This window comes from Paenibacillus sp. FSL E2-0177 (genome assembly GCF_037992975.1).
Classification (GTDB): domain Bacteria; phylum Bacillota; class Bacilli; order Paenibacillales; family Paenibacillaceae; genus Paenibacillus_AQ; species Paenibacillus_AQ odorifer.
Genome location: NZ_CP150307.1, coordinates 6838527 through 6865136, shown reverse-complemented (window position 1 = coordinate 6865136; position 26610 = coordinate 6838527). Strand labels below are relative to the sequence as shown.

Sequence of the window (26610 nt, the reverse complement as noted above, 5' to 3'; positions counted from 1 at the left end):
GATATTCGGGTAAAAGGAATTACGGATTCAATAGGGAACCATTCTGAAATCGGATTTACGAGGAAGCCACAAAAATGCTAAAACGCTACTGACACACCGTTGTCAGTAGCGTTTTTGTATATTAGGTGTATAGCGAGTAGCGCATTGTTTTGGAGATAGGGTGACCTTGCTCATAATCTTATTATAGAGGTGGAATTTATTCATGAGTAATATCAAATGGGAAGTGGATCCGGATCACAGCTCCGTCGAGTTTTCGGTGACGCATTTAATGATTAATAAAATCAAAGGAGTCTTTGAGCGTTTCCAGGCGATTTTAAGTTTTGATCCCAACGAGTTAACGACCATGGGTATTCAGGCTTCCATAGACGCAAATAGTATCACAACTCGCCAAGCGCAACGAGATGAACATTTGAGGGGCGACGATTTCCTTCATGCTGCCAAGTATCCAACCATTGCATTTCAAAGCACCAACTGTGTCTTTGCTGGTGAGCGGCAATATGAACTTACAGGCAATCTAACTCTGCATGGAGTAACCCAATCTGTTACTTTTCATACTGTTTTTGAAGGACTAAACAAGGACCCCCGCGGACGGGAACGTGTAGGATTTCATTCAACAGCCAGTATTGATCGTAATGAATTTGGATTGAAATTCAACTCGCCTCTGGAAACGGGTGGAATTATAGTCGGAAATGAAGTGAGGATCGAGCTTTGTATTGAGGCAATTAAAATAAATTAGTGACCCTAAAGACTATCCTTTTATCGGGATGGTCTTTATTCAAAACTTGCTGTTACAGAAATTGCGCTGAACCGTATTACTAATTAATGTACTCTTGCACCGAGCGGAGAAGCTGCTTGGGCTTTTTTTATGTGCAGAAATGACTAGAAGATGCCTTGACTTATATTTGCATTAAATGACCGGGAGGATGGCATGCAATTTCAACCAATTTATTATAATGGGGAATTATTTCTACCGAAGATCGAATTAAATATGACACCGAATCAATCGGTTGGCATCATAACGGACTTGAAGCGAAAGCAGCTTTTAATGAATCAATTAGGTGATCATTCCCAATATTATTTATTTCGGGCTGGGCAAAACGAGTATATGCGTTTATCGGTGGAGGAACTAATCACTTTTCTAATCAGAATAACGGAGAGGTATGAGCGTGCCGCTTCGTTGATAGATTATTTTGCTTTAAAGGAAGAACGGAAGGTAAAGATCAAGGATCTAAGCTCATCGAAAAGAATGTATGTGACATTGCTGCGTGTATTTTTTGCGCATCAGCCTACACTTGTACTGGAGGAACCCTATTTTTACTTGGAAGAGCAAGATTGTCGTCAACTCAAACGGATTCTTGATGATCTTTCACAAGAAAAGCAGATCTTAATTTTAACTTCGAATTTAGAGGATGCCCTTATTTCCTGTGATGCCATTTATCGGTTGAACGAATCGGGATTTCATCCATTGGATATTCGGGACTTCGACGAGGATAAGCAGGAAGTACAGAAACAAGACGAGGCCAATATAACCTTGCAGAAGATCTCTACCAAAAGAAATGACAAAGTGATTTTATTTAATCCGCCTGAAATTGATTTTATAGAAAGTGTAGAGGGGTCAATCCTTGTTCATGTGGGCGGTGAAAATTATGACTGTGCGCTGACGCTGACCGAGCTCGAGCAGAGATTATTAAATTTCGGTTTTTTTAGGTGTCACCGATCCTATATTGTTAATCTGCAAAAAGTAAGAGAGATTATTACATGGACGAAAAATAGCTACAGCTTGCGATTAAATACAGGTCAAGATGCCGTGGTTCCGTTATCCCGTTCAAAATTGTCTGAATTAAAAGCACTTCTTAACATTTAAAGGGTACCATTCAGGCGCTTACAGCTACATTTCGGCGCGTTTTGATGGCAGGAAGCATGTAATCTGTATATGTTTAAGCCATCAACACTAAGGATGTGGAGTTAATGAATGTTATTCGGGTAGAACGTATCCGTAAGAGATTTGGAGAAAAAGATGCGTTAGCAGATGTTTCTTTTTCAATTCCTAAGGGTGAAATTTTTGGTTTCCTTGGACCGAGTGGCTCAGGCAAAACAACATTAATCAAGATTTTAACGGCACAATTAAATCCGACAAGTGGACAGGCAAGTGTATTTGACCAGCCAGCGGAGATGATGCAGCAGTCTGCTCAGAAGATGCGTTTTGGCATTTTGACGGATAACAGTGGTCTATATGAGAGGTTAAGTATTGAGGAAAATCTGGAGCTGTATCGTAAGCTATATGATCTTCCCAAATCTGCGGTCGACAAGGTGCTGCAGTTTGTAAACTTAAGCGGAGAGCGCAAAAAGAAAGCCAACCTCTTATCCAAAGGGATGCGTCAGCGTGTCATGCTGGCATGCGCGATTATCCATGAGCCGGAATTATTATTTCTGGATGAACCAACTTCGGCTTTGGATCCGGTAAACACAGCACATATTTATAAAGGCTTACGCTACTTAAATGAGAAAGGAACAACGATTTTTCTGACTACGCATGATATGTCTGAAGCAGAATTGATATGCAACCGTGTAGCGATTCTGTATCAGGGACAAATCCAAACCATAGGCTCACCAAAGGAACTTAAGCGGCAGCACCGGGAGAACGTAATTTGTGTGGACTTAATCAATGGGGAAACCTACGAGCTCCCGATCGATGAGGGGGCGGCTGATCAAATCGCGGATTGGATGAAGCGGGGGCTAATTGACCGGTTAGAGATGAAAGAACCAAGTCTAGGTGATATCTTTATTAAAATGACAGGAAGTGAGCTACTATGAGTATCTCATACAAACGTGCCCGGGCGATATTTGTGAAGGATTACAAAGAGTTTTCACGTAACTACGCGCTGTCCATTATGCTGATTTTTCCTATTATTATCGCTCTGATTTTCAAGAGGGCAGGTGCGTCTTTACCTGGAGCCAGCGGTTTTCTTTTTAATAGTTCGTTTGTATTGCTAACATGTTTCGCACAAGCCTGCTTGATTGCGGAAGAGAAGGAGCGTAACACTTTACGGTCATTAATGATGACACCGGCTACGACCATGGATGTACTAATCGGTAAAAGCAGTTTGGTCTTTGTCATGTCTGTTGTTGTTCTCGCTATTTCCACATTATTATTTGGCTATGAGCCAGCTAATATATGGGCGTTTGTGGCAGTAATCATTCTTTCGATTATTCTGTACACTGCAGCCGGGACGATCTGCGGCTTATTCTCCAAGACGTTGCTTGAAGCCTCATTATCTATACTCCCTGTGGCGTTCATATTTATGGGGGCACCGTGGGGAGAAGTACTAGCGAAGGATTATCCGGTCTTCAAAGTGCTGGATTACATGCCAAGCAGTCAGCTTGTGCATCTGCTGGGTCTAAGCAATACAGGTTATACGACGGGCGATGTATTGAAACCACTCCTCATTAATTTGGTATGGACGGTTGTGCTAACAGTAGTGTCTGTCATTTTGTATCAGCGGCGGTTGAAGGACGAGTAAGGGAGCTCTGAAGGGACTTTAGCCAGCCTTCGGTGGGTCTTTGGTAGGGTTGAAACAAGCGGCCGACTGAGACTATACGACGATTATTTTCCAATTGAGGCTGTGATGTTGTCATGACGGGGCCTGCCGGGTAATAAAGATGATTAGAACTTTCAAATTTGGCTGATTTTGGATTGGGAGCCAAGGAAACGGGGGGAAAGATCATGGCGGCACAGACAGTATCAGGCATCAGCTCCGTACAGACCATTGCGGCCTACGGCGGTACACAGAGTGATGTCAGTTCTCTGGAGAAACAGCGAAACCGGCTGATGATGGAACTGGATAAAGTGAATGCGGCACAAGGAAGTGAGATGCAGACGCCTTATCGCCGGGAGCAGCTGCAGCGGCAAATCCGGCTGCTGGAGTCCCAACTGGTACAGAAAAGCGGGAGCAGCACCTCCGTAAATTTTGTGCCTGCTTCTCCGCTTCAGGATCACCTCCCCCTTTGGGGAAATGAAGGAATGGGAGGCCTCAAGGGCATCGGCCTGACTGATCCCCGGACGGCGACGGTGGACGCGGAGGGTCATTTCGACGCGTTAATTTAGGCAAGCGAGCGAAGGTGCGGAAAGCGTCAGGTGATGAACTGACGGCCCATAATCATGAGGCTAGCTGAGCTTCCACCGAGAAGACCAGCAACACGGTAGAAACAACAAAATAGGCGAGAGGGAAGCTTCAACACTTCCTCCTCGCCTATTCGTGTTCATGCAGTTGCTTAGGGTTCAACTACTTTATTCTGGTGTTCCTTGGGTTACCCCATGGATATACGAGAGCGTTGGGGAATCGACGGCCCCTTGTCCCGGATTATAGGTGAAGGAGTACTCGATGGTATCCCCGTGTTGCAGGTGATTTACAGGGTAGGTATAGTTTCCGTTTCCTGCCGGGGTCATGGCTACGTTTAGCTGCCCACCGTTATTTAGCTTATAGTGTAAGTCGGCAAAGGTTGCGCCGTTCACATAGAACAGCAGGTCGTCACCTATTTTCTTCAGACCCCGCACCTCATCGCCGACGATGATAACACCGGATGATGCTGCCGGTACAACAGTGATGGTGGAGAGGGCTGTTTTATTGCCGTCGGCTGTTGTAGCCGTTGCGGTTGTTGTGCCTGGAGTGAGTCCCGTCACGAGACCGTTCGGATTCACGGAAGCGACGCTGGTACCTGATACGGTCCAAGTGACCTGCTTATTGGTTGCATTAGACGGGGCAATATTGGCGTTCAACTGCACAGTCTGTCCAACCTCCACCTGCGCAGTAGTTTGATTCAGAGAAATACCAGTAACTGGTACGTTTACCGGATTCTCGCTGTTGCCTTCTTTATAGACACGAACATAATCCACTTGCATTGCTGCAGGAATATCGGACGGATCTGGGGTTTGGCCGCTGTCGAAGTGCCCGCCGATCGCCAGATTCATAATGATGTAGAAGGGTTGATCGAATGGGGCATTCGGATTGTTAGGTGCAGCTACGGAATACCATTGATCTCTACTGACTTTAAAGAAGAACTTGCCGTCCACATACCATTTCATATTATCTTCTTCCCAGATCATGGAGTACACATGATAATCATTGGCGAAGGTCTGGCCTTCAGGGAAGTGATATTCACCAGCAATATATCTGTTTACAGGCCATTGTCCGCCAAAGTGTATGGCCCCGCTGGTCGTGCCGGGCAAGCGTCCTTTGGCTTCCATAATATCAATTTCTCCGGATGCGGCCCACGCTCCATAAGCGGCATCTTCCGGAAGCATCCAAAGCGCTGGCCAAACGCCGTTACCTGTAGGCAGCTTAGCACGAATATCTACTCTGCCGTACTGGAAGGACAAGTGATCTTTGGTGTTAATCTTGCCGGATGAGTACTGGGCATACCGGCTTGGGTCCTGTGGAAAGGATTTTGAATCGTTCAAAGCTCTGATATTCAGCTTTCCGTCCTGTACAAATACATTTTGTGTACTGTCTGTATAGTGCTGCAGTTCCGCGTTGCCCCAGCCCCAGCTATTCGGATCGTCAGTAATATAATAACCTTGTTCGTAGCTCCATTTGCTCGTATCGAGCGCTGTTCCGTTAAATTCATCCTGCCAAATGAGATTCATGCCTTCTATCGCGGTGTCGTTTGGTGTTCCGATGGCAATGTCATCATGGTCGGATACATCCGGACGTGGGGCATCTGGATTACCGATAAAGGTATAGTTGACGTAATTGTTGCCGACACTTCCGCCCGCCTGTCCATTTAATGGATAGCCAATACGGATTTGCACATCCTCTTGGACGGGCTGGAACCAAAGCCCATAGATATAGTCAGCCCAATATCCCCACTGGTTGGCATCGGACATGTTGTTATAGCCATTGCCGGCGTATACAAATCCGCTTTGGCTGGAATCACTCATAGCAACCCATTGTCCGTTGATGTTAATTTGGTATACGTAATTTCCTAGCTCAGTGCCTATTGGAGCGCCCCCATCAATCTTAGGTAGCGGTACACCTATTACACCTTTTGCATCTGCGGTAAAGGTCGTTCCCTCATAAGGAGTTAAGACATATGAATTTCTTACCGGTTTATTAAAGGTGAGGGTATAAACGACGTTAGCCGTTGAGGTTTTCGATTCTAACTTGACGTTGATAGACTCTGTTACGGTGAACCAGTAGCCGCCGCCGCCTTCGGTGAATTGTCCGAAGTTGTTATCATAGATCCAGCCGCTGGCTGCATTATTGTCAATATCAATCCATGTATTGCTGCTTACAGGTTTTACATATACCTTCAGATCTTCAGCTACGGCTTCATAGGTAACGGCCGGATCATTGTTGAAGGTAGGATAAGTAAAGCCTGCACTTCCTGTAAATCCTGCTGTAATCTGCGGCCCTTGTGTAGGGGCCATAGCAGTAATGGTCGTTTTGTTTATGTTTTGAAATACCAGGGTGTAATCAAGTGTAACTCCATTAGCCTTGGAGAATAGCTGAATCTCCGTTGTTGCGGAGAGAGTGAACCAATAGCCATTCAAGCCACCGTCGCTCCAGTGTCCCCAGTTTTGGTTGTAGGTATAGCCGCCTGCATTGTCAATATCCACCCAGTTTCCAGCAACTTTTACTTTTACACCGACGTCATCGGAAACATCATTCCAGGTGGCAGAGCCCCCATTAAATGTAGGCATGACGAAACCATAGCTAGCTTGCCCAACCCCTGATTTTGAGATGACAGGACCGTCTGCTGCTGAAAAGTAAGACATAGAGGTAACTGTGGTTCCTGCTGCCTGCACCTTTGAAGTCGGCAATAGGCCAACCCCAGCTAACAGTACTACTGCTAAGAACAAACTAAATACCTTCTGCTTAAAACCACTCTCCGTATTGTAAAGTCGTTTCATACTTGCCCTCCTTTAATAAAATAATGAAGAAACGAAACCGCTTACATTTAGGGACATCTCTATTCTATCGAATATAATAATCAGCTAAAAGGTACAATTATTTTTGTTCTAACCCAATTTTTTGGCTTTTGATTATTTATAGCGCTGTGTCACGGTACTTTTCCCCGCTGTCGTGCTTCCGGCGCATCATTTGCCGATATTCTGTGGGCTGCATATCCATGACATCCCGAAAGGATCGTGTAAAACTTTTGTAGCTTTCATACCCTACCATGGTGGCTACCTCTACAATTTTATGATCGGTTTCGGCCAGTAGCCGCCGGGCTTTATCCAGGCGCACATCGCGCAAGTATTCTGCAAAGCCTTTGCCGATATTTTTTTTGAACAGGTTAGAAAAATAGGCATAATTAAGCGACACGTGATTCGATACCATCGCGAGATCCAGGGGTTTATGATAGCTTTCGTGTATAAAGCGTATGGCTTCATTTAAATCTTGCGAGTTGCGATAGCTGCACTTATATTCATAATAAAATTGGTTCAGCCGAAGCAGCTGTTGTTGCAGCGCCTGAATATAATCGCGAATACCCGGATAATCGAATAGATTTCGTAAACATTCGATGTCCAGCGCTTCTTCCCCCATGTACGGGCGGATCACACGTACAGATTCCTCCAGCATCTGTACAATGGCACGGCATAGCTGCTGTGTGTATTGGATGTGATAGCGTTGCAATGTATCTTTGTGAAATATCATAGAAATGCCTTGGGTGATTGTACCGCTGTTTTTGGTGCCGATTAACTGAAACAGGGCGTATAACTCTTCATAGGGAAGCTCCCACTGCTGCTCCAGTCGCTCAATATGTGTTGGCAAGATGCAGCTCTTCTCTGGAAATAGGTAACTGTGGCGATAGAGCTCCAACGCTTGTGTATAGCTGCGGGGCAACTCCTTCAATCCTTGCTGCGGGCTGGTCATAGCAGTAATGGCATCTATTTGTCCTGCTTTGAGGGCGGCCGGGAAGGCTCCCGTATCTACGGCCGCATCAACCGCGAGAATCAGGTACGGGCGGTGTTGCAGGCATATACACCCTCGTCTGCCATACACACGGTAGGCAAGGGATTCCATGCTGTGGCTACTGTCGGCTCCCGGTTGGTTAATCCATAATTCCTCCCGCAGCAGACACAGGCGGTAATTACTCCACAACTCTGGATTCTGTTGCTGGGTCTGGATAACCCACGCCTCATCAATCATTGCACCCTGCATGAACACACTCAGTTCTTTGCGGTCTGTCTCCCGGGCGCGGCGGGAGATATGCTCCATATTACGCGAGAGCGTCTGCCGTGTTTTTATCTCATTCGCTACATGTTCTACTGCGGTTTGCAGATCTTCACGTTTCACAGGTTTGAGCAGGTAGCCCTTTGCTCCAAGTTCGATGGCCTTTTGAGCATAGGCAAAATCACTATAGCCGCTAATAATCAGATAATCTACCTCGATGTGCTTCTGTTTGCTCTGCGCCATCAGCGTCAGTCCATCCATATCGGGCATCCTGATATCAGTAATCACCAGTTGGATGTTGTGCTGACTCAATATATCCAAGGCCTCAATTCCGTTTACTGCACAGTAAATATTGTCCAGCTGCAGCGCAAATTGGCGCAGCATAGCCTGCAGCCCATCACGAATGTGCTTTTGATCGTCCACAATTAGAATATTGATCATGCCCTACCATCCTCCAAGATTCACATTTTCCCAAGGCAAACGTATGGTTACACAAGTATAGGCGCCCTGCACACTGTCAATCCAAAGACCGCAGTCCTTACCATAATGAAGCTGTATGCGCTTATGCACGTTCTCCAAGCCCAGTCCGTTTTTGCTGGTAACAATCGGTGAATCTGAGTCGCCCCGCAGCACAGCCTGCAGACTGGACAGCATTTCCGGGTCAATACCTGCGCCATCATCTCGTATCTCAATTAGCAGAAGGCTGTCATTTTCTACCGATACGGTAATTTGGATACTTACGCTGCCGCCCGAGGGCGCTGCATGATGAACGGCATTTTCGACGATGGGCTGCATGCACATTTTAGGAATTGTATAACGCAGTACCTCCTGCGGGAGATCGGCCGTCAACTCAATGCTGCCATCCTCCATAAAGTTTATGAATCGGACATAGCTGTGTATGTTGGCAAGTTCTTCGCTAAGCGCAACCGTATCGCTGCGCCATTGCATGCTGTATCGCAGTTGTGAGCCTAAAGACACCAACGCTTCCGCGATAGCCGGCTGTCGCTGAACCTCCGCGAGCATACGGATGGATTCCAGCGCGTTATATAAAAAGTGTGAATTGATCTGCGAATGCAGCGAGTGCAGCTGTGCATTTTTGGCGATCAGCTGCTTATCTACCACTTGGGTCATCAAATGTTTGATTTCGTCCAACATATTATTGTAGCTGACGGCCACCTCGTCGATTTCGTCACCGGTTTCGTTTTTATCCAGGCCGGTATCAATTTTCGCATCCAGTTGGCCTTGCCGCACCTTGCGCATAGAAACCAGCACCCTGTCGAGCCGGCGGAAAATGCGCCGAGTGGTATGTGAAACGAGCAGTAACATCAGCAGCAATACACACAATGTGATCGCTACTACGAGCAAATACCAGCTTCGGGGGCCTTTCATCAGCGCTTGATGAGAGGCAATATCCACTACATAGGCGTTCAGTGGGGCGATGTAGCGATACAACGCGTAGTAAGTATGGTCGCCTACCTTTACCTTAATGGGGCTACTCTGCTGCAGCACATCCAACCGCTGGTGAATGCTGCCTAGAATTTTATCCAATTCTTCACCGGCATTTTGAGAAAAAATATGCTCAGGATTGTATACCGATCGGGAAGAGTCGGCTCCATCCATCACTACAGAAAAGAAATCCCCCCCGCTATCCTCAAGCAAGTCACTGAAAAAGACGCTATGCTGGGCGCGGATTTCCATAATGGTAGGGAGTTTCTGCTGTTGCCCCTGAAGACGTACCAACCGGTAATAGGATAGCGTATGCTCTCCATCTTTAAAAGCAAATAAGCGGTATGCCGCACCGCCTTCCTCCCGAAGTGTCACCCAGTAGTCCTTCGGCCAGAACTTGTCATAATGGTAGATTTCAGGCCAAATCTCAAATAGGTTTGGATTATCGACATAGAAACTGAGCTCGCTGATCATCTCGTAGCTTTGAATGATATTATGCATTTGCTCAAATTGATTTTGTCTAAATTTTACGAGACGCAGGCCATCCCCGCGCATATTGGAGTGAATAAAATCTACAAATGCCTTTTGATTCAGCGCAGTAGAGGAAGCGTTCTCAATAATGCCCATTTTGCTGCGCAGCTGTTCGTTAATTCTTGAGACATGGCTGCTGCCGGTAGCCATAGCGTCCTTGTATAGCTGACTTTCCTGTGTGCGGATAAATAAAAAGGATACCACAATCGCAGGGATGGCAATCATCATGCTAAAGGCCAAAAACAATTTTTGGGAGATGCGGGAATTACGGTACAGCTTCTTCATTTTAGTCAGCAGATACTTCATTTAAGTAGCCTCCTACCCTTGTAATATACCATATATTACAAACTGCCCGGTAGGTAACTAGGCTGTTTTGTTAAATGGTTAAAAGAAGCGAAAAAGGGAATACCGGCCAACCTTTCGGTGGCCGGCAGTAATCTTTATACGGGCATTATTACTCTGCCATTTTGGATTTTCGCACATCCAGTTCAGCCTGGCGGTATTCCATCACCTTGCCAAAGTTGTAATTCTCGCGGCGGTCAAGGAAATTGTCGAAGATTTTATCAAATTCAGCCTCATTCTTGGCCGTAATTAGCTCAGGGAGTACTTCCTCCCAATTTTGCGAAATACGGGACCAGGCTACCGACACATCAGAATCGCCCTGTGGATCTAAGCCCTTATAGATACCGCTATCAATATCGGCCTGCTTATTGGCGAAGTCTTCCATTTGCTTAATGACAGGAGATTTCTCCGGTCTCCACTGGTTGACGATTACAGGGTTTCGCATCATCCAATAGGTATCCATGATGCCGTATTCTTTCTCCAGCTTCTCAATATCAGTGTCGAGTAATTTTACCATTTCAGGCTTCAGTTGCGGCTTGCCATCCACCATCTCCCATGTTTCGCCTTCCTTGCCAAGGAACAAATCTCGCTGGCCTTCTTCGCTGGCCAGATAGGTCAAAAAGCGGATGGCTCGTTCAGGGTTTTCGGTTGATTTGCTAATCATCGTCACCATCCAGCCGTCCATGTTGCCAGGGAATAACTTAGGGTTATCGCCCTTGCTGTTCTTTGGCCCATCGACTGCGATGTAGTAAGAGTCCGGGTTGCCGCTAGCAGCCAGCATAGGATTGACAGCCGACATACCGGTCCACTCGCGGACCATCATGAAATAGCGGGCGTTGTTTGTTTTTTCCTCTACCTGAGTATCGGAATCCACCAGGAAATCCACATTAATCAACCCGCGCTCGTAAGCCGTACGGAAGGTTTTAAGCCAGGCAATATAATCGGGATCGGTAATGCGGTCGTATACTTTTCCGTCTTTCTCATGCGGTACGGCCAGTAGGTTCTGCAGATATTCGGTCATCCCGTAAGGGACGTTCCCTTGTGCAAAAAAGGGACTGATGGGCTGGCCTTTATATTGGGAGTACTTATCCTTTACCAGTTGCAGTGCGTTCAGAAAGCCCTCTGGAGTGCTAAGGTCCGGGCTGCCCATCTCCTCATACAGATCTTTCCGCACCAGGAAAGTCTGGTTGGCGGCCGTCATGCCAGTTTCATGCATCAGGTTGGGGCTATATGAATCATTCGGAACGCCATAGGTATTGCCATTTTCTTGACGATACCACTTCAGTGTACCGTCCCCGGCCACCTTGAAGAAGTAAGGGTCATACTTGTCAGCTAATTCATTTAAGGCGTAGACATGATCGCCTTCCCACAGCTTTTTGACAGCGGTTTCCCACGAACCCATTGATATCAAGTCTGGCAGCTTGCCCGAGGTCATCATTAGGGTAATATGCTCATTCGCTTCACCAGAAGGTACTTCAAGCTTGATGTTTACGCCTGTTTTTTCCGTTACGTACTTGGAGGTCAAGCTGTCTCCCCAAGTGTGGGCATACCAGTTAGCACCTACGAACCAGGTCAAATCAACAGGGCTGGTATCCAGCTTCCATGCCGGATCATCGGGATTGAGCTTTGCTTCACTCTGCGGCGGCTGTGTACTATCTGTAGGCTGTGGTGTTGGCTTATTTTCACTATTCGCTGAATTGGAACACGCGGCTATGCCTAGCATCAGGCTTGCGGCCAGAACGAGGGTCAACCCCGGCTTAATGAGATTGCGTTTCATGACATAATCATCCTTTCTTTGCTGCTTCTGAATTTTTGTATACCAGTTTCTAGACACTCACACTCTTATCCCTTAATGGCGCCAATCATTACACCTTTGACCAGATAGCGTTGAATGAAAGGATAGACTATCAGAATAGGCAGTGTGGCCACCATCATGGATGCAAATTTAATAGAGTTGCCGGGAAGTCTTGCGCCGAATTGCGCCATAGCTTGCTGCTGCATGAAGGACATAGAATTCTCCGCAATGATTTTGTACAGCATGGTCTGTAGTGGCAGTAATTCCTGCGAACGGATGTAGATGACCCCCTGGTAATAATCATTCCAATGATAAACGGCTGAAAAAAGCGATATAGTCGCAATGACAGCCATGCTATTGGGCAATACGATTCTGAACAGGACACCATAGTCTGAAGCACCGTCTACTTTCGCAGATTCCTCCAGGCTGTCAGGTATGGTGCGGAAGAAGCTCATGAAAATGACCATATTAAAAAAAGTGTACATAGAGGGAATGATGAATATCCAAAAATTATCATATAATCCCAGCTTCGTCATCAGAATAAATGTAGGGATCAGCCCGCCTGAGAACAGCATCGTAACCAATGCGATTTTAAGATACAGCTTGCGTCCGATTAGATTAGACTTGCTCATTCCGTAAGCAATAATGGCGGTAAACAACACATGCGTTGCTGTCCCGATGACTGTGCGCAGAGTGGTGATGTAAAAACCGTTCATCATTGTTTTATCATTGAACACAACGCTATAGCTGGCCAGCGATAATTCTTTGGGAAACCAGTTGACGGTGCCCAGGGATGCCTGCTGCGGCGCATTAAGCGAGTTAATGAATACAAACCACATCGGGTACAGTGTTAAAAAGCAAACCGCCAGCATCAGCAGGGTGTTGCAGACCTCAAATACTCCAATTTGCCGAAATCTTTTGCGTCTTTCCATACCTCTGTCCTCTCCCTTCTAAAAAATGCTGTCGCCGGTTAGTTTTTTGGATGTGTGATTTGCCAAAAACAACAAACCTAGCGCCACAATAGAGCGGGCGAACAGGACGGCTGTTGAGAAGGAATGGCGCCCGGAGACCAACCCCATGTTGTAGATATACAAGTCTAGGCTTTCCGCCATCCTCATGTTCATATTGTTCTTCAACATAAAGATCTGCTCAAAGTTACTGCCAAGTATCCCGCTGACAGCGAGGATGAACAAAATAGCGATGGTGGGGCGTATACTCTGAATGGTGATATGCCACATCCGCTGCCGCCGGTTTGCGCCATCCAGCTCAGCCGCTTCGTACAACCCCGGATCAATGCCGGATATTGCCGCTATGTAGATAATGGCGCTCCAGCCGGTTTCTTTTAACGTATCGGTGAAAAAGGTGATCCACCAAAAGTACTTAGGGTCGCTGTTAAACAGGATTTCGCGTTCCTGGAGCCCGATCGCCATCATCAACTGATTGATCACACCGCCCTCGCCCAGCCAATTGAGCGCAATGCCGCCAAAAATCGTCCAGGCAATAAAGTGCGGCAGGTACGAAATGGTTTGTACCGTTCGCTTAAATCGAAGACTCCGTATTTCATTCAGCAGCAAGGCAAACAAGATAGGAATGGGAAAACCCAAGACCAGCTTGATGCTGCTCATCCCCAGCGTATTGCGAATCGAACGCCAAAAACGCTCATCCGTCAAAAAATCCTGAAAATGCTTCAGCCCGACAAACGGTGATTCTAGTAAGGGTTTGGCGATGCTGTAGTCCATAAATGCAATAATGAGCCAAAACATAGGGATATAACAAAAGATAAACATCCAGATGATTCCCGGGATAACCATGCTTTGCAATTGCCACTGCTTAAAAAGCGCTTTCATTTGTTCCGTTCTGTATTGGAACATTTTCCGTGCCCCCTTTCTATTTCATCGTATGAAAAAGCGTATAGGAAAAAAAGCCCATGATTATCGACCCTATCCCATTTTTTTAGATTTGTTTGACCAGCCGCAAAAATTAAGTATGCTGTGATTAAATGAAGGGAGTGTGCAAAGGATGAATAAACCTATATGGGAACAGAATTTCTTAGATAGAAATGCCGATTTGAAGCTATGGAATATCCGCCTTGGCAACGACTTATTAGATAATGAAGGTAATCCCATAGACCCAGGTTGGGGCAACGGAGAACAGCAGTATTACACGGATCATTCCAGCAATCTGTACATCGATGAATTTGGCTTAAACCTATGCGCACGCAGTGAATCCTATGGAAAGGATGGGCGCAATTTTGCATATACCTCGGCTCGTTTGGATACAAAGGACCATTTTTCCTTTTGCTATGGGAAGTTAGTTGTGCGTGCAAAGCTGCCGGTGGGGCAAGGGGTTTGGCCTGCCATCTGGTTGCTTCCGCAGGAACAGGCTTACGGACCTTGGCCAGCTTCCGGCGAGATTGATATCATGGAAGCCAAAGGCCGCTTGCCTCAGCAAATATCCGGAACACTGCACTACGGAAAGGATTGGGAACATCAAATCGTCGAGGAGTTCTCGCACCATTTTGAAAGCGGAACCATTAATGAATTCCATGATTATGCACTGGAATGGACCGCCAGTTCGATTCGATGGCTGGTAGACGGACATTGCTTTGCCGAGCGCTGCTTGGAGCCAGGGGTTATGCCCTTTAACGAGTCATTTTATCTGGTGCTGAACCTTGCAGTGGGCGGCTGGTATGACAATGTAGCGGTTGACGAGGCTGTACTGCCAGCGGTGATGACGGTTTCAGGGATATGGCTGTACCCATAATTAAGAATCTTTGTGAGGCTCTATTATCGATTTTCAATACCTACATCCCATCTGGTAGAATAGGGAAAACCATATTTCTCTATATTCTAGTAACTTGATTATAAGCTTGGGAGGTAGACCATGGACAAAGAACTAATCGCACAGCTGACACAGTGGCATGAAGATGATGAACACCAGAAGATTGTAGACACTCTGATGGAGATTCCTCCAGCGGACAGAGATTACGAGATGGTCAGCAGTCTGGCAAGAGCGTATAACAATTTGGAACGTTATGAAGAAGCCCTTGAACACTTCGCGAAGATTGCGGAACAAGGACAGAATGATTATCTGTGGCATTTTCGTGTGGGATATTCCTACTATTATTTGAATCGATATGAGGAAGCGGTGAGAGTGCTGGGTATTGCCCATGACCTCGATCCGGATGATGAGAATACGGCCATGTTTCTGAAATTCAGCCAGCGCAAGCTACGCAAAGAACAACACGCCGCAGCCAGACAGGCAATCAGAGAGCAACATAATGATTCGGGGACGACTGCAACTCCTTTTGAAGGGATGGACCTCTCCGAATTTTGGAAAGATAGCGATTATGCGCTAAAAGAATATGTTTCGGCCCCGCCTACGGATGAGCTGATTGCTTCTGTAGAAGAAGAACTGGGTTACAAGCTTCCTGCCTCTTATATCAGTCTGATGAAGCAGCACAATGGGGGAGTGCCTTATAATACCTGTTTTCCTACGGAGGATGCGACCTCATGGGCTGAGGATCATATTGCGATTACGGGCATTATGGGCATCGGACGTGAGAAAAGCTATTCACTCTGCGGCGATCTCGGCAGTCCGTTTATGATTGAGGAGTGGGGATACCCTGACATTGGCGTGGTAATTTGTGATTGCCCTTCGGCAGGTCATGATGTCGTGATGCTGGATTACCGGAATTGCGGGAAGGACGGTGAACCCGAGGTGATTCATGTGGATCAGGAAGATAATTATGAGATTACGTTTCTGGCCCCAGACTTCGAGACGTTTATACGCGGCCTGGTGAGTGATGAAGAATACGACACCTCTGAAGAAGATAAAGAGGAGGATTTGCGCAAAGTAGCCGTAGGCCAATTCTCACCATTGCTTGCGAAGCTGTGCAGCCATGTGTCTGAAGTAGATCATCTTGAGCATAAGATCCGTAAAGTATGTACCCGAATCGTTGAAGAGAAGGGACACTTCTCCTTTCATGCGGATGAGCTTTCTACTCTGATGTATGATGTGCAGTTCTGGCTATACACAAGCTCTTATCCAAATACGAGCCGTCAACAATATCTGGATGTATATGAAGAAATGATTGCTTTTGGCGGCGAGTTCGGCCAAGGCGGGTATGCTCCCGGCTGGATCAGCGATTGGCTGGATGGCCGAATACGGGAAGGACTGATCGTTCAGGAAAACGGGGTGCTTAGCTTCACAGATCAAGCCCGCTCAGAGGTCATTGCACGGCTGGAAGCGGAAGCTGCAAAATAGGAGACGTTGATTCGGGATTTATTCCCGTGCGGAGCTCGATTGATCACGATAGTATTCAAGGGTCATCCCACAAGGGATGGCCCTTAAACTTGCCGTTTCAGACAGTGCAATCCGCATAATAAGCGAAAGGAAATTAAAGCGCTTACTCTTGAGTGTTTATATAAAAATGTAATTATTAACATTTTTCGACAACATTCACCTTACTTTTACATGGTAGTTATGATATATTCTGGGCGAATATGGATAACAAAAAAGAGAAAGGGGAATGAGTATGGAAGCGTTGGTGTGGACATCCAATCATAAGCTGGAGCTCTGCGAATGGGAAGAGCCGCAGATTGCAGCACCGGATGAAGTCAAGATCCGGATTGAGATGACAGGTGTATGTGGAACAGATTTAGCAGTCATAACTGGGAAAGAGGAGGGGGTTCCAGGGGTCATTCGGGGTCATGAGGCAGTAGGGACTGTAATCCAAATCGGCAGCAACGTTGACCGTGTTAAGGTAGGCGACCGAGTAGTTATCGATCCGAATCAAAGCTGTGATGAATGCTATTTTTGCTTGAAGAAACAGCCGCACCTCTGTACGGGCATCGATGGAAATGGGATGCCTATTGCGGGTTTGAATCGAAATGGGACATTCACTTTTTTTTACTCAACTGCACAAACGTTTGCACACCGTCTTCCCGATCATATGAGCTGGGAGACGGGGGTTTTGATTGAGCCGCTTGCCTGTGTACTGCACAATTTCAAAGAAGCCAATGTCACAGCAGACGACAAGGTACTTATTCTTGGATCGGGTCCAATGGGACTGTTAAGCCAAATTGTGAGCAAGTCGAAATCTGCGCTCACGGTAGCGACTGAAGTCAATCCCTATCGGCTAGCTTTTGCCAGAGAGATCTCAGATTTTGCTCTAACCCCTGCCCAATTAAATCAAGCTACCGTAGACAAAATCTGTGCGGGACATAAGTTTGATGTGATTATCGATACGGTGGGCACTCAACTCGAAATGGCGGAGAAGTGGATTGAACGTGGAGGCCGCATCGTTCCTTTTGGTATTAATGCGAAGTATCGCTACACCTTTTCCCCTACCAAATTCGTGCAGCATGCAATAAAAATTATAGCAGCAGGTGAATACCGCTACATGTTCGAGGAAGCTTTGCGGTTTGCCGCTGAAACTCCTGAAATGGAGAAACTAGTAACTAGAAAAGTTAAGCTCAGTCAGCATGAAGCAGCGATAGATGAGTTAATCGGCTATGAATTGAACTCTTTGAAGGTGGTTGGGAGTGAAACCGTAAAGACGGTTTTTGTTCCCTAAACGTAAGACTACAATCAATGAGAGGTGGCACTGTTGATGAGCAATGATAGCAAATTCAGATTAATTCAAGATTACTTGTCTACACAAAAGGCCAAAGAGGTAGAGCCAATTTGGATACCCGCAGTGTGGAATGAGTGCCAATATGAACGTGTTCTCTTAGAAAAAGAGGGTGAAATTTGTGTACACCCGTATGATTTTTTGACTGATCATTTGAATTATGTGGACAGGCTTTCGTGGAGATATCTGCTTAATGAACGCATAAATCTGGACGATAGCGCGATCTATTCTTCGCTTATTCGCTATTCTACGGCTTGGGATTATAACCATGACGGAAAAATTGAATCGGGTACTTTTTTAAGATTCTTTATTCTTCTGCCTCTGCTAAAGAAAATGGGCATCAATATTCTGTACATGCTTCCAGTTAACCAGTACAGCAAGTTGAATCTGAAGGGGGATATTGGGTCCCCTTACGCAGTGCAATCGTTATTCCATTTGGACGAGAACCTGCACGATAGCCTATTGGATGATATGGAGGAGTTTACGATCCACGATGAGCTCAGCGCTTTGGTAGAGGCTTGTCATTTACTTGATATTAAGACTGTTGTTGATTTCATTCCCCGTGTGACGGCGAAAAACAGTGTGTTCATTACCGAGCATCCTGAATGGGTATATTGGATCAAAATGGACGAATTAGAAGGCTTTGCGCCGCCCGCGATTCCCCAGCTTGGATTTTTTGAGGAGTGTACGCCGGACAAATTGGAGACGGTCTACCGCAGCCAGGAGACAGCAGTATTTCTGCGGAAGTTCACGCCACCGCCCAATGAACTCCATCCAATTCTTTGGCAGCACTTAAAGGAGAAAGCTGCTAAAACTGGAGATGAGCTATTAACTTTGGTGGAGCAAGAGATGGGCATAACGACTGCTCCAGCGCATTCGGATTGGATAAATGATGTGCAGCCGATTTGGACAGACATTACGTTCTTACGCCTCTACGAGGATTTCTCTCCGCAAGTGAGACATCTTATAAGTCCGGATCAGGCGCCATATGTCCTTTTTGATACGATTAAATGTAATGACTACCCGGGAGAGGAGCCGAATCTGGAGCTGTGGGATGTTCTGGAGGAGGCAGTACGGGTTAATCTCGAAAAATATGGGATTGACGGCTTCCGCATCGACATCGGACACGTGCTTCCTATTCCGTTGTTGACTCGTATTTTTGACACGATTAAAGAGATGAATCCAAATGCGATCTTAATCAGCGAAGATTTGTTCAATCGCAACCACAAGAAGGCGGCAAACACCGGCTATAACATTATGCTTGGCAGTGGGTGGAACGTCATGACACAAATTACTAAAGACAATCTCGTTTCATTCTTAGAAGAGCTGCCTGAGTTGAATATTCATGTATTTGCTTGTGCAGAAACAGCAGATACTCCTCGGATCACCAGCCGTGGTGGTGTTGAGGTTGCTCGGATGATTGCGGTATTTAATCAATTTCTTCCGAACGCAATTCCATACGTGACGACGGGTTATGAAATGAATGAGGAGCAGCCGCTCAACTGTGGTCTTGGAGACAACACGAACGGAGAGGAGATTTCCCGAGCTTTTTTTAACGTCATGCAAATTAATTGGACCAATCCTACACCGATGCTGCCGCTGTTGGCGGAGCTAAGTGAACTCAAGAGAGATTGGCGCCACCTAGTGAAGCCGGAAAACTTTTTCGTGGCTCAATCCCCGGAAGGTATTGTTCTGTATGGGTATATGCAAGGGGATGAAACGCTGCTGTGCTGCTTTAACTTGAGTGCTGATGCTTTCTGCCAAGTTGATTTGAAGGTAGCCGTACCTGGCCGATGCCCAATGACGGTAACACTGGATAGTTCCTTAACGGGTAGCAGCGTAGGTCAGGCGTTAGACTGCTTGCTGCTTGCGCCTAATCAGGCTTTAGTGCTCGTAAACAATCATAGACAATTTAGGTAAGGGAGAGAGGCTGCAATGGAAAAGAACAATAAGGAAGTCGTGATATGGCATGAGTTTGATGGTCCGGGAGATACCTCGATTGAGGTGCTGGAGGGAATTTGTAAGCTGTATACTGAGCGCTTTGGGGTACAAATTACGCCACAAGTCATGAATATTACGGAGCTGACTGCGCGTCTGAACCAAATTAAGGACACCCAGCAAGGTCCGCATCTGGCGATGGTTCCTGCCGACATGTCCTCCTATGTTGAGAACGGTCTTTACTCCGAAGTGCCAGGCGGGCTTTTTGGCGATACGCTGACTGAGGGTGCCCTTTCAACGATGCAAATGAATGGTGTACAGTATGGTATCCCGGTATTGCGGGGCAATCATCTGGTTGTGTATTACAACCCGTTGTTTTACCCTAGTGCGCCGACGACATGGGATGTGTTCGAAGAGGCAGCAGAAAGGTTATCCGCCCAAGGTATCGTACCGATTGGAGCAGATTTACAGCAAGGCTATTGGTTTATTCCGTTCCTTACAGCTTTCGGCGGCTGGCCTGTACAGAATGGAAAGCCGAATATCGTCACCTCTGAAATGAAGCAGGCGCTTCAGTTTATTCGCGACAAGATGGATCAAGGCGTGCTCGTTAGTCTCGACGGCTCGACAGGACTGCTTGAGCAGTTCATTGACGGTAAGATCGGCGCCATTATTTGTGGCGAGTGGATTTATAACCATCTAGATAAGCATATGAACAATAGGCTTGCGGTTTGCCAGCTTCCGAGCATCGTAGGGCGGCAATCGTTATCCATGTCTTCTTCTATTGGCCTGATCTACCCTAATCATTCATTAACGTCCGAGGAGCGGGAAGATATTTTATCATTCACGCGCTTTATGCTGAGTGACGAATGCCAAACGATGTGGACGCTGGGTGTACAGCGGATTCCGGCTCAGGAAGAGGTGCTAAACCGTCTAGCTGCCTCTGCTGCGCCTAACAAAAAGATGATTTTATCGCTTTTGGATCATTCACGGCCGATGCCGACTTATCCCTTCATGATCCATGTATGGGAGGCGTTAAATGCGGGTCTTATTGAGCTGCCCCTGAGCAATCCTGAACAAGCATTGAACAAAATAGAACAGACTATTCAAGCCTCTTGGGGCGCATTTAAAAGCTAATTAGAGATGGGGAGAGCCAAATGAAAACAACGATATTCAGCCAAATTTCTATTGATGGAAAGCTCACTATGGGCGCTGGTAATTCGAGTAAAGAGCTTTTTTCTTTATTTTCCAGTGAGGATATGGAATTTATTCATCTATTCCGGGGGAAGGTGCAGGGAATTATGGTCGGCAAAAATACAATTTTGACGGACAATCCCTTCCTTACTAATCGGTATGAGGAAAATAAAAATCCAATTCGTATCATTCCGACAACTACCTTGGATATTCCGCTAGATTGCAATGTACTCTCGGACCAAGGAAAGACGATTATTGTCACGACCGAGAAAGGACGGGATGAAGAAAAAATCAAACAGATCCGGCAAAGAGGGAAGGAGTGCCTTATCTGCGGCGAGGATAAAGTAGATTTTGTGGAGCTTGAACGTCAGTTGGAGGAGAACTATGGGATTACCAGTCTGATGGTCGAAGGCGGCGGATTCTTAAACTGGCATATTTTCAATCAGGATATCGTCGATGAGATTATTCTAATGCAGCTTCCAATCATCATAGGCGGCTCGACAAACATTACTTTAGTGGATGGAGACGGGTATCAGCAATTGAACTTTGCGAAAAAGTTCAAGGTTGTAGAAATTCAACCAAAAGATAACTACACGCTCATGCGCTACAAAAAGGTGATCTAACCTCACACTAAGTCATAGACTGCGAATGGCAATGGGTTCTGGAAAAATCGAGAATATGGGGGTTGTGAACGATACATGTCAGAGAAAGAAGATTTCTACAAAAGTGTTTATAAAATCGCTGTGCCCGTTACGCTTCAAAGCTTGCTGATGGCGTTGCTTAATTTGACGGATCAATTGATGGTTGGGCAGCTGGGAGATGTGGCAATTGCCTCGGTGGGGATGTCGACTAAAATATACGGGATCATCGCGGTTGTCTTGGCCGGTTTATCGACGGGTGTATCCATATATGCAGCCCAGTTTTGGGGAAATAAAGATTCCAAAAGCGTCTCTCAAGTACTGGGTCTCGGACTGATCACCGGCTTTGCGTTCTCATTCCTGTTCTCTGCGGCTGTCTTCATCGATTCGCCGCTCTTTCTGAGCCTGTTCACTACAGACGTGAATGTAATAGATGAGGGTTATATCTTTCTCCAGATAATGTCGATCGGTTTTGTGCCTGTCATGCTCACGATGATGTATTCCGCGATTTTACGCAGTACTGGCCATGCCAAATGGCCGATGTATGTAAGTCTAATTGCAGTCGGCTTGAATATTATACTGAATTACGTACTTATTTACGGTCATTTCGGTGCTCCTGCGCTTGGTCTGAAGGGCGCTGCCATTGCTACTCTTATCTCTAGGGTCTTCGAATGCTTGTTGATCATTGGTGCCGTGTACCGGTATCGTTTACCGGGAGCTGTCGGGTTAAAGAACTTATTCATCGTTCCTAAACCGCTCATTCGCAAGTTTTTTGGAACGACCTATCCGCTGCTACTGACTGAATTGATTTGGGTATTGGGTGAAACGGCATATGCGGTCATTTATAGCCGTATGGGGACGATGGAAATGACTGCAATGACCATTACCTTCCCACTTCAGGGTCTTTGCATCGGTTTATTATCGGGTCTGGCTAGTGCAGCAGGGGTAATGGTTGGCAACCGTTTGGGTGCGAATGAATCTGATATCGCACTCGATCATGCGAAAAGGTTCATTCGTCTAGGCATCATTATCTCTCTGATCGTCGGGGTTATCATTGCGGCAGGCTCGAAGCTGTATGTCTCTGCGTTCAATATCTCCGAGGACGCTAAACAAATGAGCATGTATATCGTTATCGTGTTTGCTGGATTTCTTTGGGTCAAAGTATCCAATATGATTATAGCCGGCGGTATTCTAAACAGCGGAGGAGACAGCAAGTTCGTATTCGGCATGGAGTCTACCGCAACGTGGCTGATAGGTGTCCCATCCGGGCTGTTGCTGTCATACATTTGGAAGCAACCTGTCTACCTTGTGTATCTCGTAATCTCGCTGGAGGAGGTTGTCCGCTTTGGTTTCGGCTACGCCCGGATTTACTCCCGTAAGTGGATGAGAAATTTAGTTAGCGATCTGGCTGAAAAAGCTATGTAATGTACGACCTGATTGGGTCGATGTGGAGTATTAACCTCCCCTAAATTGGATATCTCTTCACTTAACAATGCAAAAGGTACTGCCTCAAGGTAGTGCCTTTTGCATTGATTTTTAAATATTCAGTTGTTAACTGCCAAGTATCTTAACCACTACGTTTTAAAGCACCAGTTACTTCGTTGACGGTTATTTTGATCATAAAGTAGAATTTTTACTTCGAAGAAGTAACAAAAAACCACCAACTTACATTGGTGGTTTACGATCCATATAGTATTATTTCAATTCAATCTGTCCTTGTTCGGTTCCCCAGAACCCAGTTTGGACATTTAAAAGAAAGCCAGTCATATCTTCTGGGATTTCAAATACTACATTGCCTGTTTGAGCCAATCCAGGATTGATTCCTTCATATAAAAAATAGTCTCCGGAAGTAGTAATCAACGTTGACGGGTTATACGTAACTTCATCTTTTAGGAGTTGAAAGTATGATGAGTCTGTGGTAATCATTTTTTTACCAGCATTTTTAACAGTTACATTTACTACTAGGAAAATACTTCCGTCAGCACTAGGTGAGTAGGATAAGTAATTTCCATCTTTAATTTCCTTGGTAGTAGTTACCTTGTTAACTTTAAAAACAACATCGCCAACTTGTAATTCCTCTCCTTTTTTTGCTAGTTTTTTCGCATCTTCTTTTGAGGTGCCCTTTGTTTCTACAGAGTTTGCGGTGGTATTAGATTTGCTAGTTGTGTCGTTTGAACTATCCTTATCTTTAGCAAATATACCAATAACAATGATTAGTACAATTAAAGCGATGAATCCCAGACACCCGATTTTAAAAATCTTTTTCAAATAAAACCCTCCCAATTAGGTAATTTGAACCATTATGTGTACTATTAATATATCGGAAATTCCAGAAAATTCTTTATAAGGATTATGCTTTTTTTGAAAAAATTGTTTATAAGGAAAGTTGAGTAAACCGATATGCCTTTGAGTAGTTTCTTGGTAAGTTTTTAATAGTATTAGAGTGCAGTGTTTGAATATTTCTCGGGAGCCGTAGATGAGAGAAAAATAAGCCGCACTCCATGAAAAGAGCGGCCTATTTCTTTTTACATTTACTTAGGTTACTTACGTCTTCTGAGATAGGCCCAGATCACAAATACCGCTGCTAGAGCAATAATGGCGCTAATGGTGATAGACCTTGTTAGGTGATTATTATCGTCCGGGTAATACACGGAAGCAATGGTTTCCCAACCATCCTGCTCGTCATCGGAAGAGTCGTTCTGCATCGTCTGCAACACATCTATTAAATGTTCTGGGGTTTGAGGCTCTAAATTACTGGTTAGTCCTTTGGCTTCTGCCGATGAGGCTTGTTGTGGAACAATGATGAATTCCTGATTGTCTTTCTTGAAGGCAGCTATATATTCGTCGCGCTCACGGATTAGTGTGGGCTCACTCCCTTCACCCTCAGCCTGTAGAGATTGAATGACATAGGCTAGAGTATCAGGATTCCCTCCAAACTCAGTAACTTGAAAAGACCCGTTTGAATCCTTTTGAATGATCATTTTAGATTTGGGCACTCCGCTCGATAAAATAAGAAACTCCCAGATCTCTTGGGGGGTGACCGTTTCAATCAGACTATCGGAAGCCGCCCTAAGCTTAGCACCATCAATAAAATGAATTTGCATTCCTTCGCCTACGGTAATTATACTAATCTCTGCTTCATTGCTGTAACCGTATCCTTTAGGCTCTTTAGAAAGCCCTTCTCTAGTCAATGTTAATCCTTCTTTATTCGCAAAAGAAATAACATCTTCAGCTATGGCCTGAGCCCATGCAGGCAAGGGAAAAGTCAGAAATAATAAAAATAAAGCTATGGTTAACAACAGCATTTTCTTAATGGGAAGCCCTCCTAAAAAATATTTTCTGAAGCCATAAAGTCCCCATCTCCAGGTTCTATCGCAGTTTCAATTTACCATATATTAACTTTCGTTTGAAGTTTCAATGGTTTCATAAATCTAAAATAGTCTATGGACTGTTCAACAAATTTTGTGAGTGCTGCGGAAATGATTTTATAGGATCAGCTCCGCAAGACGATGAATACCCTGCTCAATCGCTGCCTCATTTACTTTTGCAAACCCTAATACCCATCCTTTTCTTTTGCTATCCAAACAATAGGGCCCAAGAGGGTACACACGTATTCCATGTTGTAGGGCTAACTTTGTCACAGCTTCCTCGTCGAATGTTTCCTCAGCTTCTAATAACATATGTAATCCAGTTTCTACTCCACTGAGCGTGAAGCGCTCCCCTAAACCGCTAGCCATAATAGCTTTTGCCATGACCTCGTGTCTTCGCCGGTACACATTTCTGACTCTTCGCATATGGCGCATAAAATGACCATTTTTAATGAAGTGGGTTAGTGTTAGCTGATCCATAATCGGAAGATGACGGTAAGTCAGCTCCTGCACCTTTGCTAGCTGAGCAATTGCCTCGACTGATCCAATAATAGCCGAAATACGAATGCCTGGTGCAATCATTTTAGAGAAACTCATGAGATACAAAGTATTATTAGATGCCTGACTAAACAGCGTTGGCAACGGCTCCCCGCGATATCGAAATTCACTATCATAATCGTCTTCAATGATCCAAAATCGTTCTTGAACGGCCTTATGCAGCAATTGTTGCCGGCGGGGCTCCGACATAACGACCCCTACTGCGCACTGGTGGGAAGGGGTGGCAAAGACCAGCTTGGATTGCGGGTGAATATGCTCAACCACTAGACCATACTCATCAACGGGAACGGGTACCACATTCATACGGCGGTATTTCATTGCCATCCAAGCAGCTGGGAAACCTGGATCCTCTACTGAGACAGTGTCCCCATCAGCTAAAAGTGACTGTGCGATTAAGTCAATACTATGCTGAGCTCCTGAGGTCAACAGAATCTGATTGGTTTGGACATGTATGCCCCGTTCAAGTGATAAATAACGCTGTATTTGCTCACGTAATGGTGTGTACCCGTAGCAGTTACCGTAAGCCCAGCTTGATAAATCCATTTCAGAGGATGCCTGGAGCAGCGATTGCCGCCAGTTTTTTTGAAATTGTTCATCCAAATAGGGTTCATGGGGACTGAAATCAATATCCACTTCTAGCGGCTCTTTACCTCTGAACCAGTCATGTAATTGATCAACAGCTGAGTCTAGCAAGGAGAGTGAAGGAGGTGTGGGGCCCTCTGTTTCTATTTCCTTCGTTGATATAGCGACTTGCTTCCATGTACTAACTCGCGTCCCTCCCCGGCGGGAGGTAACTGTATAACCCCGACTTAACAATTCCTCATAGACGATCTGTATAGTTGAGCGGGAGACACCTACGATGTGCGCAAGTTCGCGGGTAGGAATCAGTAGTTCTCCTGGTGCCCAGACTCCGCTAGTAATATTATGGATCGCTTGATCAAGCAATTGCTGCCAGATCGGTCTCTTATCATTACGAATTACTTTCATCATC

The 26610-nt window shown here is 45.6% G+C and carries 21 protein-coding genes; 12 read left to right on the top strand and 9 right to left on the bottom strand.

What is annotated here, in order from left to right:
• Nucleotides 1-202 precede the first annotated feature (202 nt).
• The 5 genes from MHI25_RS30550 to MHI25_RS30530 all read left to right on the top strand — a co-directional run bounded on the left by MHI25_RS30550 (nucleotide 203) and on the right by MHI25_RS30530 (nucleotide 4105).
• Nucleotides 203-736, top strand: coding sequence for a YceI family protein (locus MHI25_RS30550; RefSeq protein ID WP_076278212.1), 534 nt, complete (start codon nucleotides 203-205; stop codon nucleotides 734-736).
• A gap of 192 nt (nucleotides 737-928) precedes the next feature.
• Nucleotides 929-1864 (top strand): LytTR family transcriptional regulator DNA-binding domain-containing protein, encoded by a 936-nt coding sequence (locus MHI25_RS30545; protein ID WP_340011658.1) that lies wholly within the window; start codon nucleotides 929-931, stop codon nucleotides 1862-1864.
• A gap of 104 nt (nucleotides 1865-1968) precedes the next feature.
• Nucleotides 1969-2814, top strand: coding sequence for an ABC transporter ATP-binding protein (locus tag MHI25_RS30540; protein WP_076278213.1), 846 nt, complete (start codon nucleotides 1969-1971; stop codon nucleotides 2812-2814).
• Nucleotides 2811-3521, top strand: coding sequence for an ABC transporter permease (locus MHI25_RS30535; protein ID WP_076124278.1), 711 nt, complete (start codon nucleotides 2811-2813; stop codon nucleotides 3519-3521). The genes MHI25_RS30540 and MHI25_RS30535 overlap by 4 nt, the downstream gene beginning before the upstream one ends.
• Nucleotides 3522-3724: 203 nt before the next feature.
• On the top strand, nucleotides 3725-4105 hold the full coding sequence (locus MHI25_RS30530; RefSeq protein WP_340394775.1) for a hypothetical protein: 381 nt from the start codon (nucleotides 3725-3727) through the stop codon (nucleotides 4103-4105).
• A 183-nt stretch (nucleotides 4106-4288) separates the two neighbouring features.
• Here MHI25_RS30530 and MHI25_RS30525 read toward each other — a convergent pair whose 3' ends face one another.
• The 6 genes from MHI25_RS30525 to MHI25_RS30500 form a co-directional block, all read right to left on the bottom strand.
• Nucleotides 4289-6910 (bottom strand): family 16 glycosylhydrolase, encoded by a 2622-nt coding sequence (locus tag MHI25_RS30525; RefSeq protein ID WP_340394774.1) that lies wholly within the window; start codon nucleotides 6908-6910, stop codon nucleotides 4289-4291.
• 136 nt (nucleotides 6911-7046) lie between these two features.
• A complete protein-coding gene (locus MHI25_RS30520; RefSeq protein WP_340394773.1) occupies nucleotides 7047-8618 on the bottom strand; it encodes a response regulator in 1572 nt (523 codons plus the stop codon).
• Between the two features lie 3 nt (nucleotides 8619-8621).
• Nucleotides 8622-10460, bottom strand: a complete 1839-nt coding sequence (locus MHI25_RS30515) for a histidine kinase (RefSeq protein ID WP_340394772.1) — start codon at nucleotides 10458-10460, stop codon at nucleotides 8622-8624.
• A 148-nt stretch (nucleotides 10461-10608) separates the two neighbouring features.
• On the bottom strand, nucleotides 10609-12273 hold the full coding sequence (locus MHI25_RS30510; protein WP_076220283.1) for an extracellular solute-binding protein: 1665 nt from the start codon (nucleotides 12271-12273) through the stop codon (nucleotides 10609-10611).
• Nucleotides 12274-12338: 65 nt separating this feature from the next.
• Nucleotides 12339-13223, bottom strand: a complete 885-nt coding sequence (locus MHI25_RS30505; protein WP_038573901.1) for a carbohydrate ABC transporter permease — start codon at nucleotides 13221-13223, stop codon at nucleotides 12339-12341.
• Between the two features lie 18 nt (nucleotides 13224-13241).
• A complete protein-coding gene (locus tag MHI25_RS30500) occupies nucleotides 13242-14162 on the bottom strand; it encodes an ABC transporter permease subunit (RefSeq protein ID WP_076124267.1) in 921 nt (306 codons plus the stop codon).
• 148 nt (nucleotides 14163-14310) lie between these two features.
• Here MHI25_RS30500 and MHI25_RS30495 point away from each other — a divergent pair, with 148 nt between their 5' ends.
• The 7 genes from MHI25_RS30495 to MHI25_RS30465 all read left to right on the top strand — a co-directional run bounded on the left by MHI25_RS30495 (nucleotide 14311) and on the right by MHI25_RS30465 (nucleotide 23118).
• Nucleotides 14311-15054 (top strand): glycoside hydrolase family 16 protein, encoded by a 744-nt coding sequence (locus tag MHI25_RS30495; protein WP_339170560.1) that lies wholly within the window; start codon nucleotides 14311-14313, stop codon nucleotides 15052-15054.
• Between the two features lie 120 nt (nucleotides 15055-15174).
• A complete protein-coding gene (locus MHI25_RS30490) occupies nucleotides 15175-16557 on the top strand; it encodes an SMI1/KNR4 family protein (RefSeq protein ID WP_340394771.1) in 1383 nt (460 codons plus the stop codon).
• Nucleotides 16558-16822: 265 nt separating this feature from the next.
• A complete protein-coding gene (locus MHI25_RS30485; RefSeq protein ID WP_248548889.1) occupies nucleotides 16823-17869 on the top strand; it encodes an alcohol dehydrogenase catalytic domain-containing protein in 1047 nt (348 codons plus the stop codon).
• Nucleotides 17870-17905: 36 nt separating this feature from the next.
• The gene (locus MHI25_RS30480; protein ID WP_340394770.1) at nucleotides 17906-19846 is read left to right on the top strand and encodes an alpha-amylase; all 1941 of its coding nucleotides are present in this window, start codon (nucleotides 17906-17908) and stop codon (nucleotides 19844-19846) included.
• Nucleotides 19847-19861: 15 nt separating this feature from the next.
• A complete protein-coding gene (locus MHI25_RS30475; protein WP_340394769.1) occupies nucleotides 19862-20998 on the top strand; it encodes an extracellular solute-binding protein in 1137 nt (378 codons plus the stop codon).
• A 20-nt stretch (nucleotides 20999-21018) separates the two neighbouring features.
• Nucleotides 21019-21678 (top strand): dihydrofolate reductase family protein, encoded by a 660-nt coding sequence (locus tag MHI25_RS30470; RefSeq protein ID WP_036682374.1) that lies wholly within the window; start codon nucleotides 21019-21021, stop codon nucleotides 21676-21678.
• A gap of 75 nt (nucleotides 21679-21753) precedes the next feature.
• The gene (locus MHI25_RS30465; protein WP_076132870.1) at nucleotides 21754-23118 is read left to right on the top strand and encodes an MATE family efflux transporter; all 1365 of its coding nucleotides are present in this window, start codon (nucleotides 21754-21756) and stop codon (nucleotides 23116-23118) included.
• Between the two features lie 270 nt (nucleotides 23119-23388).
• Here the strand turns inward: MHI25_RS30465 and MHI25_RS30460 are convergent, their stop codons facing one another.
• From MHI25_RS30460 to MHI25_RS30450, 3 genes are all read right to left on the bottom strand, one after another.
• Nucleotides 23389-23961, bottom strand: coding sequence for a DUF4352 domain-containing protein (locus MHI25_RS30460; protein WP_052097390.1), 573 nt, complete (start codon nucleotides 23959-23961; stop codon nucleotides 23389-23391).
• 272 nt (nucleotides 23962-24233) lie between these two features.
• Nucleotides 24234-24950, bottom strand: coding sequence for a hypothetical protein (locus tag MHI25_RS30455; protein WP_340394768.1), 717 nt, complete (start codon nucleotides 24948-24950; stop codon nucleotides 24234-24236).
• Between the two features lie 228 nt (nucleotides 24951-25178).
• Complete coding sequence (locus MHI25_RS30450) at nucleotides 25179-26609, bottom strand: PLP-dependent aminotransferase family protein (RefSeq protein WP_340394767.1); 1431 nt, start codon at nucleotides 26607-26609, stop codon at nucleotides 25179-25181.
• Nucleotide 26610: the final 1 nt, after the last annotated feature.

What these genes read in the sequence shown, in the direction of transcription:
- MHI25_RS30550 (WP_076278212.1), top strand. Translation starts at nt 203, where the DNA reads ATGAGTAATATCAAATGGGAAGTGGATCCGGATCACAGCTCCGTCGAG.
- MHI25_RS30545 (WP_340011658.1), top strand. Translation starts at nt 929, where the DNA reads ATGCAATTTCAACCAATTTATTATAATGGGGAATTATTTCTACCGAAG.
- MHI25_RS30540 (WP_076278213.1), top strand. Translation starts at nt 1,969, where the DNA reads ATGAATGTTATTCGGGTAGAACGTATCCGTAAGAGATTTGGAGAAAAA.
- MHI25_RS30535 (WP_076124278.1), top strand. Translation starts at nt 2,811, where the DNA reads ATGAGTATCTCATACAAACGTGCCCGGGCGATATTTGTGAAGGATTAC.
- MHI25_RS30530 (WP_340394775.1), top strand. Translation starts at nt 3,725, where the DNA reads ATGGCGGCACAGACAGTATCAGGCATCAGCTCCGTACAGACCATTGCG.
- MHI25_RS30525 (WP_340394774.1), bottom strand. Translation starts at nt 6,910, where the DNA reads ATGAAACGACTTTACAATACGGAGAGTGGTTTTAAGCAGAAGGTATTT.
- MHI25_RS30520 (WP_340394773.1), bottom strand. Translation starts at nt 8,618, where the DNA reads ATGATCAATATTCTAATTGTGGACGATCAAAAGCACATTCGTGATGGG.
- MHI25_RS30515 (WP_340394772.1), bottom strand. Translation starts at nt 10,460, where the DNA reads ATGAAGTATCTGCTGACTAAAATGAAGAAGCTGTACCGTAATTCCCGC.
- MHI25_RS30510 (WP_076220283.1), bottom strand. Translation starts at nt 12,273, where the DNA reads ATGAAACGCAATCTCATTAAGCCGGGGTTGACCCTCGTTCTGGCCGCA.
- MHI25_RS30505 (WP_038573901.1), bottom strand. Translation starts at nt 13,223, where the DNA reads ATGGAAAGACGCAAAAGATTTCGGCAAATTGGAGTATTTGAGGTCTGC.
- MHI25_RS30500 (WP_076124267.1), bottom strand. Translation starts at nt 14,162, where the DNA reads ATGTTCCAATACAGAACGGAACAAATGAAAGCGCTTTTTAAGCAGTGG.
- MHI25_RS30495 (WP_339170560.1), top strand. Translation starts at nt 14,311, where the DNA reads ATGAATAAACCTATATGGGAACAGAATTTCTTAGATAGAAATGCCGAT.
- MHI25_RS30490 (WP_340394771.1), top strand. Translation starts at nt 15,175, where the DNA reads ATGGACAAAGAACTAATCGCACAGCTGACACAGTGGCATGAAGATGAT.
- MHI25_RS30485 (WP_248548889.1), top strand. Translation starts at nt 16,823, where the DNA reads ATGAGTATGGAAGCGTTGGTGTGGACATCCAATCATAAGCTGGAGCTC.
- MHI25_RS30480 (WP_340394770.1), top strand. Translation starts at nt 17,906, where the DNA reads ATGAGCAATGATAGCAAATTCAGATTAATTCAAGATTACTTGTCTACA.
- MHI25_RS30475 (WP_340394769.1), top strand. Translation starts at nt 19,862, where the DNA reads ATGGAAAAGAACAATAAGGAAGTCGTGATATGGCATGAGTTTGATGGT.
- MHI25_RS30470 (WP_036682374.1), top strand. Translation starts at nt 21,019, where the DNA reads ATGAAAACAACGATATTCAGCCAAATTTCTATTGATGGAAAGCTCACT.
- MHI25_RS30465 (WP_076132870.1), top strand. Translation starts at nt 21,754, where the DNA reads ATGTCAGAGAAAGAAGATTTCTACAAAAGTGTTTATAAAATCGCTGTG.
- MHI25_RS30450 (WP_340394767.1), bottom strand. Translation starts at nt 26,609, where the DNA reads ATGATGAAAGTAATTCGTAATGATAAGAGACCGATCTGGCAGCAATTG.